We start from the raw sequence: 13,534 nt of genomic DNA, 5'->3' as shown, positions 1-13,534 counted from the left end.
CTGCAGCGACCGGCGCGACACTCGTGTAACGAAATCCATCGTTACCCGACACTGCTCAACAGCCCAGGCGTCGGATTTTTCACTAATTCACAAGCCACCCCTATTACGCCTGCCGATGCCGAAGTCTCGCGCGATCCGGGACATCGTGCGCGATGCCTTCGATGGGAAGGAGTCGGGCTGCGGGACGGTGATCGGCCGGACCCTGCCGTTGTGCAACGCCGCGATCCTCCAGCCGTCGTCCCCGCGCACCGCGACCAGAGTCTGCCGTGACAGACGTCGCTTGGGTAGCGAGCTGCGCCACGGCATCAGCACCGACCCGGTGGCATGCACCACGGCCGCGTCGTTGCTCACATAGCGGATCGACTCGATCTCCCCGACCAGCGCGGACCCGGTCAGCACGCCGCGGAACAGCTTCTCGTGCGCGTCGACCATGGGCTGCCTGCCTTCGGCGCGAGTCCCGTCGTACGACACGTAGTCCGAGTCCTCGGTGAAGCACGCGCCGTAGCCGTGCGCATCACCCCTGGTCCACGCCGCGAGCATGTCGTCGAACAGGTTCTGGATGTGGGTGTCGTCGTTGGTCATGACACCTCCTCTCTCCTGGCGCGACCGCCACCGCCGAGCACCTCGGCGCGCAGCGCGGCCGCTCGTTGGCGGGAGAACTCGGTGGATCTGGTCAGGAACGTAGCGATGGCCTCCAGCTGATGGGTGTCGAAGTCCTCAAGCAGGCCAGCCGCAGAGACTGCAATGCCCCTGAAGAGCCGCTCCGCCTCACCGTACCGCTCCGGCACCGGCCTAATCAGCTGCCGACGCCCATCCTCCGGGTCCGGCTCGCGCCGGATGTAGCCGGCCCGCTCGAGCCGGTTCACCACCCCGGTGACTGCGCCGGAGGTCAGCCCGGTCATCGCGGCCAGCTCGCTGCCGGTGACGGTCTGGTGCTCGACGACCAGGTCGAGGCACTTGTGGTCCGTGGGTCCGAGCCCGAGCCGCTCGGCCACCGCATGATGGAACAGCACCGTGGCGGTGCTGTTCCGGCGCGCCAACGTGCCCAGAATCCGCTCGGCCAGCTCGTCTCGCTCATTCACCGAATACCCCTTCGTTAGTCGCTTAGTTACTAAGGTATATGGCGGTGCGTCCGGCGTCAAAGGTGGTCGGAGCGCAGCGGCTTGTGGTGAATGTCCGGGCCAGCGTGCCACAGCGGCCTAGACAGGCCACCTACGGGCTAAGGACACGCTGATAAATAAGTGCGTCTACTAGCGGTTTTTGGTGGGATGATGGTGTATGCCTATTTCCACTGAAGCCGTCGAGGCCTTGCGCGCAAAGTTCGATGCGATCCTGCCGCACCTCGACGAACGCTCAACTCGTCTTTTGTTGGCAGCGGAGGCGCGTTCCCTGGGCCACGGCGGGATTGCCGCGGTCGCCCGGGCGTCCGGGGCTGCGCGTTCCCGGGTCCAGCAGGGCGTCGCCGAGCTGGAGGCCGGCGAGGCGCCGCTGGGCCGTGTCCGCAAGCCCGGTGCGGGGCGAAAGACCCTGGTGGAGAAGGACCCGGGCCTGGTCCCGGCCCTGCTGGAATTGGTGGAGCCCACCCGCCGCGGGGACCCCGAATCGGCACTGTCCTGGACCACGCTCTCCACCGCGAAGCTTGCCGCCGAACTGACCGGCAGGGGGCACCCGGCGGGCGCGGAAACCGTGGCGAAACTGCTCAAGGACAACGGCTTCAGCCTGCAGGCAAACGCCAAGACTCTCGAAGGCGGCCAACACCCGGACCGCGACGGCCAATTCGGCTACCTCAACGACCAGGCCGCCGGGCACCTGGACGCGGGCCAGCCGGTCATCAGCGTCGACACCAAAAAGAAGGAACTCGTCGGCCAGTACAAGAACAACGGCGCCGAATGGCGTCCGGCCGGAGAGCCGGAACAGGTCAAGGTCCACGACTTCATCGACAAGGAACTCGGCAAGGCCAACCCCTACGGCGTCTACGACGTGGGAACGAACACCGGATGGGTCTCGGTGGGCACCGACCACGACACCGCAGCCTTCGCCGTGAACACCATCCGCTCCTGGTGGAACACCGCCGGCCAACCCGCCCACCCGCAGGCGAACCGCCTGCTGATCACCGCCGACGGCGGCGGATCCAACGGCTACCGCACCCGGCTCTGGAAGACCGAACTCGCCGCCCTGGCCGCCGAGACCGGCCTGGAAATCACCGTCTGCCACCTGCCCCCGGGCACCAGCAAATGGAACAAAATAGAGCACAAGCTCTTCTCCCACATCTCGATGAACTGGCGCGGCCGGCCTCTGTCCAGCCACGAAGTCATCGTCAACTCCATCGCCGCGACCACCACCAAAACAGGCCTCACCGTCCGGGCCGAACTCGACACAGGACAGTACCCCACCGGCGTGAAAATACCAGACCACGAAATGACCTCACTAGAGACCAGCGGAACCCTGAACAGACACGAATGGCACCCCGAATGGAACTACACCCTCAAACCAGGCGACACACCAACTAAATAATCAGTGCGTCCTAACTGAAGCCTGCCCAGTAGTGTGAGGAAAGCGATGGAAGCTTTGCTCGATCAATTGTGCGAAGCGCTTTGGACAATTGACGGCAAGATTGCCCAGGATATTTACGTGCACGGCCGCTTAGGGAAATTTCTAATATGCATGGAAACCCATTCCGGTACGGGCTGGCGAAAGCCCGTACCGGACGGATCCCTGACTGCAGTCTGCAGTCCCGGTTTGTTTCAGCGAATCCTGCGGCGGTCAGAAGATCACATAGAGCTTGCGCAGAGTCTCGTGAAGCTCCCAGTTACCGCTCCAGCCCCGGGGGATGAAGATTGTGTCGCCGGGACCAACGAACTGGGGTTCGCCGTCGTCGGCGGTAATTGTCATCGAGCCTGAAAGAACATGCACAAATTCGTTTGTTTCAAGTACCCAGCGGGAGGGTCCTTCCGTGCATTCCCAGATGCCGGCTTCGGCACCGTTCTCGTCCTTCCACAGGTAGCTACCGCGAGTGTCCATCTGCTTTCCGGTCGCTTCAGGGCAAGGGCCCCAATCGTCCAGCTCCGTAACACTCGTCGCATCGCGGATGAGGGTCGCGGAGATGGAGGCTGTCTGTCGTGTCATTTGATGGGCCTTTCGTCAATGCTATCGATCGGTAATGCCGATAGAGGTTTTGGTTTTGTTGTCATTTACCGCTGCCGGGATGACCGTTACTCCTGCGGGCTGTGAGTTATGGTCGGGGCTCAAAGCTCGAAGTATCGGAAGGAGTGTGATTCCACCCCTTCGGGGTTCGGGCCGTAAATGGTAACCATCCGTGCGTAGACGGGTGCCCAGTATCGGCCGATTCGTCCGGGATTTACGCGTGCCGAATCGCCCGGTTTCAGGATGACAGTCTCGCCTCCGCTCTCGATATGGAGTTCGCCTTCCAGCACGAAGTTCGTCTCAGTGTGGGGGTGGAAGTCCTCCCAGGCGCAGGCCTCCAGCTCCCACTCCGAGAGGATGAAATCGTCCCATGGGCCTACGGGATGAGAGTTGATGAACCTGCAGCGCAGGCCCTGCCATTGGTCCTTCATGGGAGCCATGGACTGCGCCGGCCAGAACTCTATAGCTTCCCCCGTCGTCAGTGTCGGGGGCTGAGGGGTGGCTGTGACCATTATCTTTCACCGTTTCTTCAGTGGGGGAGTCTGCATTACGACGTGCTGTGATGAATCTGAGTGACATCGCATCATCGTGATGCAGGTCACTATGGTGTGTTTACTTTTACATGGACGGATGTTCAAGTCAATCGTTCTAGACAGAGCTCTTGAACCTTTTTTCTGCACTCAAGCAATAGTCTTAGGGGAGTGTCCCTGCCGGGCCGAAACCGGGAGGCTGGAGAGTGAGCTATGCGCGTACCCGCTGAAGAACGAAAAGAACAGCTGATTGCAGCGACGGTTGAACTTATGCGTCGTGAGGGTGTTCAGTCGGTGACCATTCGGGCTATTGCCAAGGAGGCTAACGCTCCCTTGGCTACGGCTCATTATTGCTTCAGCAATAAAGAAGAACTCATGGACGCGGCAGCCGAGGCTTGGTTTAAGAACCTGAGCCGCTTTTCCCGTGACGTCCCGGTCCATTTGGGACTTCGTAAGGCCGTGGAACAGGTGGCCGAAGGCTACTGGCGCGCGCTGGAGGAAGAGCCCGCAAGCATCCTTTCCGAGATCGAACTCATTCTGTGGGCAACACGCAATGCCGCAGTCAGCCCGCTGGCCGCGAAAATTTATCCCGCCTATGAAGTGGAACTGGGAAACATGTTCTCCGCCGCCGCCCAAAGCAGCGGTGACCACTGCCTCGTAGACTTCCCCACGCTGGTGAGGCTCTTTCTAATGATCTACGACGGCGCGGCCATCCAATACATGACCGACCCGAAGGCCACCGATCACCGCGCCCAATTCTTCATGATGGTTGACGCACTTCTCCTCAAAGCCGGCGTCTGAGCTACTCGGAGAATTAGCGTGAGCCTCAGGCGGGGATTCTGGCGTCGGAGCGGTCGGCATCGGAACCCTCGGTATGGGACGTGGCGTCCGCCGGCAGGGCCTTCAACCCCGCTGCGCAGCCTACGATCCCGGCGATGAACAGCACCTTCAACAGGCTGAAGGGTTCGACGCCGGTGGCCATGGCCCAGCCGACGGTCAGGGCAGCGCCTATTCCCACCCATACGGCGTAGGCGGTGCCCAGCGGGATGCTGCGGATGGCGGCGCCCAGGCCGATCATGCTCAGGGTGGTCGTCACGGCGAAAACCGCGGTGGGGAGGGGAACTGTGAGGCCGTTGGATAGGCCCAGGGCGGTGGCCCAGACGGCTTCCAGCACGGCGGAGCCAAGCAGAAGCAGCCACGCAACGGAACGCTTGCTCATTACGCCACCACCTTCAGGCCAACCACGCACGCGGCGATGCCGGTCAGCAGCAGGAGGCGCGCCGTCGTCGGGCGTTCCGCCTTGGTGATGATCGCGTAGGCCGAGGTCAGTATCACGCCGACGCCTACCCAGACGGCGTAGGCGGTGCCGGTGGGGATGGACTGCATGGCGATGGCGAGGCCGGCCATGCTGGCGAGGACGGAGACCAGGAAGAGGAGTGCGGGCGCGAGCCGGCGCCGGCCGGAGGCCTGGAAGGTCCGGTGCAGTGCGGCGGCCCAGACGGCTTCCAGCGCTCCGGAGGAGATGAGGATTAACCACGACATGACAGATCCTTTGGCCGCGCTTGTAGGGCCCGACGGCGGGTGGCCGGGTGGGTGCCCGATCTCAAGATTTGCCTCCCAGATGGTTGGTACCAGGGCCTCCCGCAATGCAAAACGGAAGGCCCCGGGGCTGTGTTGCGCACTTAATCCGTCTCAGGTCCGGTGCAGAAGAAGCACTCCCCGGGCTCGAGGTTTGAGTCGCAAGTCTTTTCGATGAGGTGCTCGCCGGCATCGTTCAGCGCGACGCTCACGGTTCGTGTATCCATTGCATTGGGGATCAGCACTTATGCCATGGCGGCGAACATGAGGGCCATGGTGGCGGCGCCGAGGGCTTCGAGGCTGTGTTGTTTTCGGGGGGAGTGTTTTGGGGCTGTTTTGTTGGGGGCTGTGGTTGCCTGTTTCCGGTTGCGCAGCAGGAGAACGATAAAGACCAGTGCCGCGGTCGCGAAGAGGATTGTCAGTGGGGTGGCGAGGTTGGGTAGTTGATCGAGGGTTGCGGTGGCCGTGGCGGGGGTTGGATGGGGCATTGGGTGGTGAGCGTTGGGCAGTGGCCTGGCGCCTGCGGGGCCAGCTCCGGGGCCGGTGGTGAGATGGCTGGTCATCATGGTGATCATGAGGGCGGCGCCGCCCATGCTGAAGCTGTGGTACAGGCACTTAAGGCGGCCCTGGCTGCCTGCGCAGAGTATTTTGAATTCGGACCGGGCGACGGCCTGGATGATGAACCAGAGGGCTGCGCCGGTGAGGACGGCGATCTGGGCGAGCATGGTGGAGGGCGCGAGGTTCCAGAGCATGGCGGCCATCAGGATGTTCATGAGGGCGTGGAGGGTGTTGTTGACCCGGTCGGTGAATCGGTGTGGCTTGGTGGCCTGCAGGAGGTGGTAGCTTCCACTGAGCAGCAGGACAGCTGTGAGGGTCCAGGTAATTGCGGGGATATTGAACACGCGGATCACACTCTCGCTACAGGGTTGGGTTAGGTGCAGGCGGTCCCCGGTGCTTTTGTTACAGCACCGGGGACCGCCTGTTTGAGGGTTGTTCGTTTCCCAGCTTTAGTTCATGTGCGTGGTTCTAGGCTTTCCCTGAAGCTGGGCCGGGTTTATTTATCAGTGGTGCAGCATGTTCCGGTGTCGGTTGCTTCGGTTCGGTTTTCGTTGCTGGGGAGGTTGAGGGTGGGGTTTTGGTCGAAGAAGCCGTGGGGTTCGAGCATGAAGCCGATGTTTTGGCGGGGCATGATGGGCCAGTCTTCGAGGCGGACGACGTGGTGCATGCCGAAGGTGTACCAGACCACGAGGTCCTGGTCGACGATGTTCCGGTCTTTTTGGGTCCAGATGTGCAGGCCGTCGTCGGCGCCGGTGGCCTGGTTGGGGAACTCGCCGGCGGCGAAGCGTTCGGTGCGGTCGTAGGCGGTGACCCAGAGGTTGTTGCGGGCGAACTGGGCGCGTTTGCTGACGTAGGATTCGTCGCCGGCGGCGAGCTGGATGCCGTCGGTGGGGATGAGGCGGTAGGCGACGGGTTCGTTGACGATGTTGCGGCTGTCGCGGTTGGCGATTTTCCAGAAGCGGTGCTTGGACGAGTCGGTCTTGCGGATGGCGGCCTGTTCGGTTTCCAGGAGCCGGTCCACTGCCATGAACGCGGTGTGGGTGGGGTTGTGTTTGGGGATTTCCATGTCGACTTCGTAGACGGCGTTGGTGGGTCCGTCGATTTCGAAGTCCATGCGGACGTTGAACATGTGCTGGTGGATGGGGGCGTAGAGTCCGTCGTTGTTCAGGGTCTGGCCGTAGGGGCTCTTCTCGCCGGGTTTCTGGCCGGCGGTGGAGAGGATGCCGGTGGCCTTGACGAGGAATTCGATGCTGCCGTCGAGGAAGAGGTGCCAGTAGAAGGCGTATTCGTAGTTCGCGACGGTGGCGATGAAGGAGATGACGAGTTTGCGGCTGCGGCGGGTTTCGGTGGTGCCTTCGCGGAAGTCGAAGTGCTTCCAGAGGATGGAGTCGTCTTCCTCGTGCATGCAGATGGCGTTTTCGATGGTCAGGGGGTTGCCGTGGCTGTCGGCGGTGATGCCGTCGAAGTATTTGATTTCGCCGAGGCAGTCGCAGCCCAGGGTGAGGGAGTTGGCCATGTTGCCGATGTTGTATTCGCCGGAGTCGAAGGCGTTTTTCTTGGCCTGGACGGGGGCGGTGTCACCGTAGGGGACCACCATTTCCGAGAGTGAGGCCCGGTTGATGACGGGGCGTTCGACACCCTTGTTGCGGAAGCGGAGCTGGTGCAGGACCAGGCCTTCGCGGGGGGTGAAGCCGACGCGGAAGGACCAGTCGGCCCACTGGACGTGGTTTCCGGTGACGGTGAAGGACGCGCCTTCGGGCTGGGTGATGGAGATGGGCTTGAGGTCGGTGCGGGCCGGTCCGACGTATTTGGGCAGGTAGTTGCCGCTGGCGGACGGGACGGGGATGGCCTGGTCGTCCTCGACTTTGACGACTTCGCCGGAGTTCAGGTCCACGATGACGATGAAGTTCTCGATCGGGTGCGCGTAGGGGCTGTCGTCGGCTTCCTCGCGGACGAAGACGAGGGCGCGCATCAGGCGCCGGCCCTGGTCGTCTTCGCCGAAGTAGCCCACGGACCAGGGTTCGAAGCAGACCAGGGACATGTCGGTGATGCCGCGCTTGGCCAGGGCGGCCTGGACCTCGGGGTTCTGCCGGCAGCTCTCTTCACCTTCGGCGAATTCGTCGAGCATGAACGGGGGCTGGATGTGCGCGGCCAGCTGGGTCCATTTGGAGACGATGCCCGATTCCAGGTCCACGATCGCTTCGTAGGAGCGTGCCTCGGCACGGTTGACGAGGACCGCGTCGGCCTCGCGGATGGTTGCGGCGCCGGTCCGGAGCAGTTCCTTCTCCGGCTCGCGCAGCTCAATACTGATGAAGCGGAACGACTCGGCCGCGGCCGGGCCATCCTTCAGGATCGCGGCCGCCCGGGAAATCTCGGCGCGGGAGAGCGGATCGAGAGGGTGCGCAACCCCTACCCCGGTGTGGATTTCAGTGTTGAGAGTCATGGTTTTCTCCTTGGTTCTTTCTTGAGGATGAGATCCCTATGGCCTGATAGGCGAGTTGCCCCGTGACATAAGTGGTGTTTTGCGAATACTTGGCAGACCACTCATATGCTTGAAACCTGCCTGGAGGATGCCGGGCCTGGACTTGCCAGCGGAGCTCTACACTGAACTCCGCTGGCGTGATGCCGGTCACGTGTTCCTCTTGCAGCCAAGCTACGTGAAATAAATCATTTAGTCTAGCTTTTTTTAGGGATATTCTCTTATTACTCTATTTATGGCGCGCTACCGGGGTTTAGCGGGCCAGCAGCCAATCAGATGCGGCTTTGCGGTAGCGGATGATGCCCTTGTATTCGGCCATGTCGTCAGGTAGTTCGGCCAGCACATGGCCCATCTTTTCCCGCCACGCAGGTACCCGGGCAATGTCGGTGAGCGGCAGGAGGTGGGTCCGGACCAGGAACAGCAGGGCACCGGAGTGCGGGAGACGGATCAGGTGCTGCACTTCCACCCGCAGGTGGAGCTTCTCCGGCATGGAAGGGTCGTCGGCTATGGTGCTGCGGTCCGGGCCCCATTCAGGGTAGGTTTCCGTGGAGGTGTCCAGACGCCGGCCTATGGTCATGGTCCAGTTGGTCCGCCGAAACTGTTCCCCGGGCTGCAGGCGCAGCAGGAACTGCTCGGCCCGGCTGATGATGCGTTCTTCCTTTACCCGCGGGACGGGATGGTGGATTTCGATAAAGTTCATGCCGACATCGAAACCGAATGACCAGTCGGCGGCGAAGGTCACCAGGCCGGCATCGAGCCACAGGGTATCTTCCCGGACGTCAAGAAGAATGATGTCGTCCTGGATCTGGCTGCCAAGGAACCGCAGTGGCCCCTCAGGCAGTGAACTGTCGTCGCCGACGGTGAATTCCACCTCGAGATTCTGCAGACCGTTACGCCAACGGCAGATGTTTCCTTCCCGGTGGAAAGACATCGTGTCCGGGTAATCTTCCGCCATGGAGGACAGCAGGGTAGTGAGGGTGTCCCACACTGCCGGCCGCATGTGGGGGAGGACATTCACGCGGGAAGGGTCGCGGCTCAGCACGTTGGCGCGCTCGGCCAGTTCCTCCAGATAGTGTTCGTCGATGTCCACCAGGTGGGCTCCCCAGGAGCCGGCTTCTGTCGGTGCTGTTTTGGTTGCCGGTTCGACGTTCGCGCTGTAGCGGTAGGTGTCGGAGGCAAAAGGAAAGGGAAAGCGTCTGATCCGTTCCGGGAGGAGGGCGGCGTCCGGATCGGTTTCGATGATCGTGCTACTCAAAGGTCCAACTCCAATTCTGGGTCGTTGCTACGCGAGACGCAGCACATCATTGTGGTGTTCGCGGCTTTTTCCTGGTCGGATAGGTAGAGGTCCCGGTGCTGGGGTGCGCCGCGAAGTACCGGCAGGACGCATTCGCCGCAGATGCCTTTGCGGCACATATTGGGGATGCTTTTTCCTGCTGTTTCGAGCGTCTCCAGCAGGGAAACGCCGGCCGGAACTTCCAAGCGAACGCCGCTGCGTGCCAGATGCACCGTAAAGGGTTCGCCCTCGTCCAGTTCGGCTGCGCCAAAGGCTTCTGAATGGAGCCGGGCGGATGACCAGCCTTGGCTCCGGGCCTCTTCCAGGACCGCATCCATGAAGACAACCGGACCGCACACGTAGAGGTGGGTTCCGAGGGGCTGCGTTGTGAGCGCTTCCGCCAGAACGTTTTGGAAGCTGCCCCGGTCAGTGCACTCGACCAAAGCGGTCAATCCCGGCCCCAGCAGTTCCCGCGCTTCCGCCACGTGGGCGCCGGCGTCTGGCCGGTGCACGTAGATCATTGATGCTGTGTTGCCCCGTTCCACCGCGGCCCTGGCATGCGAAAGAATCGGCGTGATCCCGATTCCTGCAGCAACAAGCAGATGATGCGTCGCTGTTGATGCGGGAGCAAACGCACTCCGGGGGCGCGAAACGTTAACACGGTCACCGACGGAGAGCCGGTGCATGGCCACGGAGCCGCCGGCGCCTTCTTCGACCCTCAGAACAGAGATGCTGTATTCGGATGGCGCGTTGCCCGAACCTGTCAGCGAGTATGCATTGACGCCGCTCCCGTATTGGACCACCAGGTGGCTCCCCGGGACATAGGAGGGCAACCTTTCACCTTCCGGAGCAGCCAGCGTAATGCTGACAATCGATTCCGTCTGACGGCTGACGTTAGTCACCTCCAGCTGGAGGCCTCCTTCCACCGCCGGGTGGACACGGGGCTGGAGCGCTATGGCGGTCATGCTGCCTCCTCGGCATGGGCTGAGTAGCCCAGGTATGCGCCTCTTCGTCGGGAAAAGTGATCAGTGATGGTCAAGGTGGTGGCGCATCCTTGACACTTCACCTCGGTGCCGGCTGCCCTATCAATGGTGGTGGTAAGGCAATGCGGGCAATAAACAAACCGGGGTCCGGTTTCCTGGGACAGGAGTGTTACCTCCTCGCCCAGAAGTCCGCAGTCCGCGGCGACTGCGGCGGCTGCACGGATATCTGTCGGGGGGCCTGCGAGTACAAGACGGACGCCTACACGGGAACTGCCGAACACGGACTTGAGTTCCGAGAGGGTGTCGGCGGTTGCTGCTTCGAAATGGAGATCGTAGCGGGGCTGGCCATCGGTGTCTGGAACTGCGGTGTCACCTGTGGATCCGAAAGATACACAGATGACACCGCGGAAACCAGGTTCCAGGCCGTTGCCGGCTGCTGGCGGCATGGACGCGGAACGCATGGTCGGTCCTTAGGGTGCGAAGGTGCGGTCGCCGGCGAAGAACCCCAGGCCGTACTCAGGGGTTTCGAACTTGACGGTGGTGCCCTTGGGGAAGAACAGCACGTCGCGTTCCTTCGCGTGCGTCACTTCGCCCGTGGTCTGGTCCGTGAGGATGAATTCACCCTTGATGACGACCTTCATTTCGTCGTAGGTGTAGGTGTACACCAACGGCTCGGACGCCTTCAGCTCGAAGAAGCCGGCGCACATGACCGACCCGGCCGGGTTGTGGAGGGAGTCGCCGATCGCAGCGACCGTGCCAGGCTCGTTCATCGACGGCAGTCCGATGAAGCCGTTTTCTACCTTGTGGATGGATCCGGCCTTGCTCAGTGTGCCTACGAGAGTGGTTTCCATGGTGTATCTCCTATGAATAGTGATGTGAACGAGTTGTCAGGGCCGTTGATCTTTTGGTGCATGTGAGACGGGGCTGAAGGTCAACCCAGGCGCCGACTGGGGGCTTGGGGAGGGACGCGTTCTGAATGGCCAGCCGAGCTCTGCCCCGAGTTCGATTGGTGTGATGCGAGTCACGTTCCTCGTCCCATCTGCAAAGCTACGGGACATAATTCATCTAGTCCAGTCTTTTTTAGATATTAAGCCGAAGATTTATGGGTTTACTTTCCCTGCATGCTCGACAGGCAGGGAACCCCTCGGGAACGAACTCACGGCGGATACCGGGCCCCCGCCAGGGCCCGGTATCCGCCGTGAAACAAGCCGCACGCCTGTCCAGCCGGCGGGCTTGGTAACCACTGCCTCCACTGCGCCGTCCGCGACACGCGCGGTAGATCAGGACCGTTGCACGCGGGACGCTTCTGGCCGGGACGGTCTAAGCGCAGCTTCCGTTACCTGAGATCGAGAACCTTTTCCGGTTCTGCGGCTTCGTGATCCGAAGAGAAAGCAGTGGCTGCCTTGGATTTCGCACGTCGCGATTCATGTTGGGAATACAGCCAGATGGGTACATAGAGCGCCAATACGAGGAAGCCAACCCAGGTTGAGGTCCAGCCGATTTCCAGGCTGTTCAGGTAAACCACGCCCACCACGCACAGCGGCACATTGAACAGGCCAAAGATCATGGCGACATTTTTCCAGCCCTTGGGCGCCTTGAATGGCCTTTCCAGGTTGGCAAAGGCCGGGTGCTTCTTGGCTCGGACATAGGCGAACAGGCTGATGCCGTTGGCACAGGTGTAACCAATCGCCGAGGCCGCAAGAATTGCCGCGGCATTTCCCATGGAGATCAGCACCAAGTTGAAGGCTCCGATGACCAGCATGGCAACAAACGGAGTTCCCTGACGATTCGTTTTACCGAAAACCCGTGGAAGGTTGCCTTCGCTCGACATGGAGTGCATAGCGCGAGAGGAACCCAGGTAAGCCGTCTGGATGATGAGGATCATGGCGGCGATCAACATGATGATGGTGACTATTGACCCGGCTTCGCCAAAGACAGCCTGGGCCACTGGAATCAGCGGCGATACAGGCTCGGCCTGTACACCCTCAACACCAAGCACGCCGATCACTGCAGTTTGCAGTAGTACATACAAAACGAAGCAGATGATGCCGCAGGCAAGCAGCGCCTTGGGGACATCCTTGGAAGGGTTCTTGTATTCGGGGCCGTAGATGGCTGCCGTTTCCCACGCGCAGGCACTCCACTGTGCAATCGCAAAGATGCCAAAGAGCATCAGGATATGGTGCATATCCCAAGCCCAGTCAGTGGGCCACCAGTTGCCGGTGATATTGGCCAGCTCAACGTGTCCTGTAGCAAAAGGCGCCACCGCCAGGATAACCAGCGGTATCAGGGACACGGCCGCCAGAATGTAGCCCAGGATGGCGCCATCCTTGAGGCCGAACCAGTTAACTACGAACAATCCGGTAAAGATCACCAGACCGGAGATCAATGCGAGCTGATACTCGGTAAAGGTCTCGCCCAGTGCCGGAAACAGCCCATGCAGGTAACCGCCGACCAGGATGGCGAAGATCGCCAGGATCGGGTTCCAGCCAAACCAGTAGCTCCAGGCGGAGAAGCCGCCGATCAGCTTGCCCTTGTCGTACTTGCCCTTGTAGTTCTCGGTGCGAAACACATGCTGCGCAAAACCTGGCAGACCGGAGGCCTTGGGAAAGGTGGTAGCCATTTCGGCGTACGCGGTGCTCTGCATGAAACCCTGAAGGACCGATAGTCCCCAGATAAGGATTGCTGCGGCAGACACATACATCGGAAGGTAGCCCAGCGATGGCAGAATCAGCATGGGCACACCCAGTGCTATGGCCATGCCCTGCTTCCAGTTGATCGACCTTTTCAGGTGATCGACTTCATCCAAACGATTTTCACTCATAAAAATCTCCCTTAAACTGCTTAAAGTCGTCTTTGACTTTGTTGGTTATGCAACTTAGTTTGTGGATATCTAAAGTGGTGGTGAAACAAAACTGGCCAGCCGAGCGAGTGGTACCACCGCGTCAGTCAGCAGCGATCTTGCAGCTGCATGAATCTCCAACGGCGGGCC

At 61.2% G+C, this 13,534-nt stretch carries 14 protein-coding genes and 1 pseudogene; 2 read left to right on the top strand and 13 right to left on the bottom strand.

The window, feature by feature from the left end; all coding sequences use genetic code 11:
- Positions 1–87: 87 nt before the first annotated feature.
- Together AC3IT0_RS20300 and AC3IT0_RS20295 are read right to left on the bottom strand one after the other, a co-directional pair.
- Complete coding sequence (locus AC3IT0_RS20300) at positions 88–582, bottom strand: SgcJ/EcaC family oxidoreductase (RefSeq protein WP_489321446.1); 495 nt, start codon at positions 580–582, stop codon at positions 88–90.
- Positions 579–1,082, bottom strand: coding sequence for a MarR family winged helix-turn-helix transcriptional regulator (locus tag AC3IT0_RS20295; RefSeq protein WP_489321445.1), 504 nt, complete (start codon positions 1,080–1,082; stop codon positions 579–581). Before AC3IT0_RS20295 ends, AC3IT0_RS20300 begins: the two co-directional genes overlap by 4 nt.
- Positions 1,083–1,278: 196 nt before the next feature.
- On the opposite strand from AC3IT0_RS20295, the pseudogene AC3IT0_RS20290 reads away from it, so the two are divergent.
- Positions 1,279–2,493: pseudogene (locus AC3IT0_RS20290) on the top strand (ISAzo13 family transposase); the annotation flags it as partial.
- A 270-nt stretch (positions 2,494–2,763) separates the two neighbouring features.
- Here AC3IT0_RS20290 and AC3IT0_RS20285 read toward each other — a convergent pair.
- Positions 2,764–3,126 carry a cupin domain-containing protein gene (locus AC3IT0_RS20285; RefSeq protein WP_489321444.1) on the bottom strand — a complete coding sequence of 121 codons (363 nt, stop codon included), beginning with the start codon at positions 3,124–3,126 and terminating at the stop codon, positions 2,764–2,766.
- Positions 3,127–3,245: 119 nt separating this feature from the next.
- Complete coding sequence (locus AC3IT0_RS20280) at positions 3,246–3,656, bottom strand: cupin domain-containing protein (protein ID WP_489321443.1); 411 nt, start codon at positions 3,654–3,656, stop codon at positions 3,246–3,248.
- 231 nt (positions 3,657–3,887) lie between these two features.
- Here AC3IT0_RS20280 and AC3IT0_RS20275 point away from each other — a divergent pair, with 231 nt between their 5' ends.
- On the top strand, positions 3,888–4,475 hold the full coding sequence (locus AC3IT0_RS20275) for a TetR/AcrR family transcriptional regulator (protein WP_489321442.1): 588 nt from the start codon (positions 3,888–3,890) through the stop codon (positions 4,473–4,475).
- 25 nt (positions 4,476–4,500) lie between these two features.
- Here the strand turns inward: AC3IT0_RS20275 and AC3IT0_RS20270 are convergent, their stop codons facing one another.
- The 9 genes from AC3IT0_RS20270 to AC3IT0_RS20230 form a co-directional block, all read right to left on the bottom strand.
- Positions 4,501–4,893 (bottom strand): DMT family transporter, encoded by a 393-nt coding sequence (locus tag AC3IT0_RS20270; RefSeq protein WP_489321441.1) that lies wholly within the window; start codon positions 4,891–4,893, stop codon positions 4,501–4,503.
- Complete coding sequence (locus AC3IT0_RS20265) at positions 4,893–5,216, bottom strand: DMT family transporter (protein WP_489321440.1); 324 nt, start codon at positions 5,214–5,216, stop codon at positions 4,893–4,895. Before AC3IT0_RS20265 ends, AC3IT0_RS20270 begins: the two co-directional genes overlap by 1 nt.
- 281 nt (positions 5,217–5,497) lie before the next feature.
- Positions 5,498–6,154, bottom strand: coding sequence for a DUF5134 domain-containing protein (locus tag AC3IT0_RS20260; RefSeq protein WP_489321439.1), 657 nt, complete (start codon positions 6,152–6,154; stop codon positions 5,498–5,500).
- A 152-nt stretch (positions 6,155–6,306) separates the two neighbouring features.
- Positions 6,307–8,253: a primary-amine oxidase gene (locus AC3IT0_RS20255; protein WP_489321438.1), complete on the bottom strand. Its 1,947-nt coding sequence runs from the start codon at positions 8,251–8,253 to the stop codon at positions 6,307–6,309.
- A 289-nt stretch (positions 8,254–8,542) separates the two neighbouring features.
- Positions 8,543–9,544 (bottom strand): heme-dependent oxidative N-demethylase family protein, encoded by a 1,002-nt coding sequence (locus tag AC3IT0_RS20250; protein ID WP_489321437.1) that lies wholly within the window; start codon positions 9,542–9,544, stop codon positions 8,543–8,545.
- The gene (locus AC3IT0_RS20245; protein ID WP_489321436.1) at positions 9,541–10,527 is read right to left on the bottom strand and encodes a PDR/VanB family oxidoreductase; all 987 of its coding nucleotides are present in this window, start codon (positions 10,525–10,527) and stop codon (positions 9,541–9,543) included. The genes AC3IT0_RS20250 and AC3IT0_RS20245 overlap by 4 nt, the downstream gene beginning before the upstream one ends.
- Positions 10,524–10,991 carry a dimethylamine monooxygenase subunit DmmA family protein gene (locus AC3IT0_RS20240; protein WP_489323855.1) on the bottom strand — a complete coding sequence of 156 codons (468 nt, stop codon included), beginning with the start codon at positions 10,989–10,991 and terminating at the stop codon, positions 10,524–10,526. The genes AC3IT0_RS20245 and AC3IT0_RS20240 overlap by 4 nt, the downstream gene beginning before the upstream one ends.
- A 24-nt stretch (positions 10,992–11,015) precedes the next feature.
- A complete protein-coding gene (locus tag AC3IT0_RS20235; RefSeq protein ID WP_489321435.1) occupies positions 11,016–11,396 on the bottom strand; it encodes a cupin domain-containing protein in 381 nt (126 codons plus the stop codon).
- A gap of 485 nt (positions 11,397–11,881) precedes the next feature.
- The gene (locus tag AC3IT0_RS20230; RefSeq protein ID WP_489321434.1) at positions 11,882–13,366 is read right to left on the bottom strand and encodes an APC family permease; all 1,485 of its coding nucleotides are present in this window, start codon (positions 13,364–13,366) and stop codon (positions 11,882–11,884) included.
- Between the last annotated feature and the right edge of the window lie 168 nt (positions 13,367–13,534).

It is taken from the genome of Pseudarthrobacter sp. KH_020_B (assembly GCF_057840185.1).
This window is presented reverse-complemented; position numbering and strand designations above follow the sequence as displayed.

Bases quoted from the DNA above. Each gene is read 5' to 3' on its own strand.
- AC3IT0_RS20300 (WP_489321446.1), bottom strand. From the start codon at position 582: ATGACCAACGACGACACCCACATCCAGAACCTGTTCGACGACATGCTC.
- AC3IT0_RS20285 (WP_489321444.1), bottom strand. From the start codon at position 3,126: ATGACACGACAGACAGCCTCCATCTCCGCGACCCTCATCCGCGATGCG.
- AC3IT0_RS20280 (WP_489321443.1), bottom strand. From the start codon at position 3,656: ATGGTCACAGCCACCCCTCAGCCCCCGACACTGACGACGGGGGAAGCT.
- AC3IT0_RS20275 (WP_489321442.1), top strand. From the start codon at position 3,888: ATGCGCGTACCCGCTGAAGAACGAAAAGAACAGCTGATTGCAGCGACG.
- AC3IT0_RS20270 (WP_489321441.1), bottom strand. From the start codon at position 4,893: ATGAGCAAGCGTTCCGTTGCGTGGCTGCTTCTGCTTGGCTCCGCCGTG.
- AC3IT0_RS20265 (WP_489321440.1), bottom strand. From the start codon at position 5,216: ATGTCGTGGTTAATCCTCATCTCCTCCGGAGCGCTGGAAGCCGTCTGG.
- AC3IT0_RS20255 (WP_489321438.1), bottom strand. From the start codon at position 8,253: ATGACTCTCAACACTGAAATCCACACCGGGGTAGGGGTTGCGCACCCT.
- AC3IT0_RS20245 (WP_489321436.1), bottom strand. From the start codon at position 10,527: ATGACCGCCATAGCGCTCCAGCCCCGTGTCCACCCGGCGGTGGAAGGA.
- AC3IT0_RS20240 (WP_489323855.1), bottom strand. From the start codon at position 10,991: ATGCCGCCAGCAGCCGGCAACGGCCTGGAACCTGGTTTCCGCGGTGTC.
- AC3IT0_RS20235 (WP_489321435.1), bottom strand. From the start codon at position 11,396: ATGGAAACCACTCTCGTAGGCACACTGAGCAAGGCCGGATCCATCCAC.
- AC3IT0_RS20230 (WP_489321434.1), bottom strand. From the start codon at position 13,366: ATGAGTGAAAATCGTTTGGATGAAGTCGATCACCTGAAAAGGTCGATC.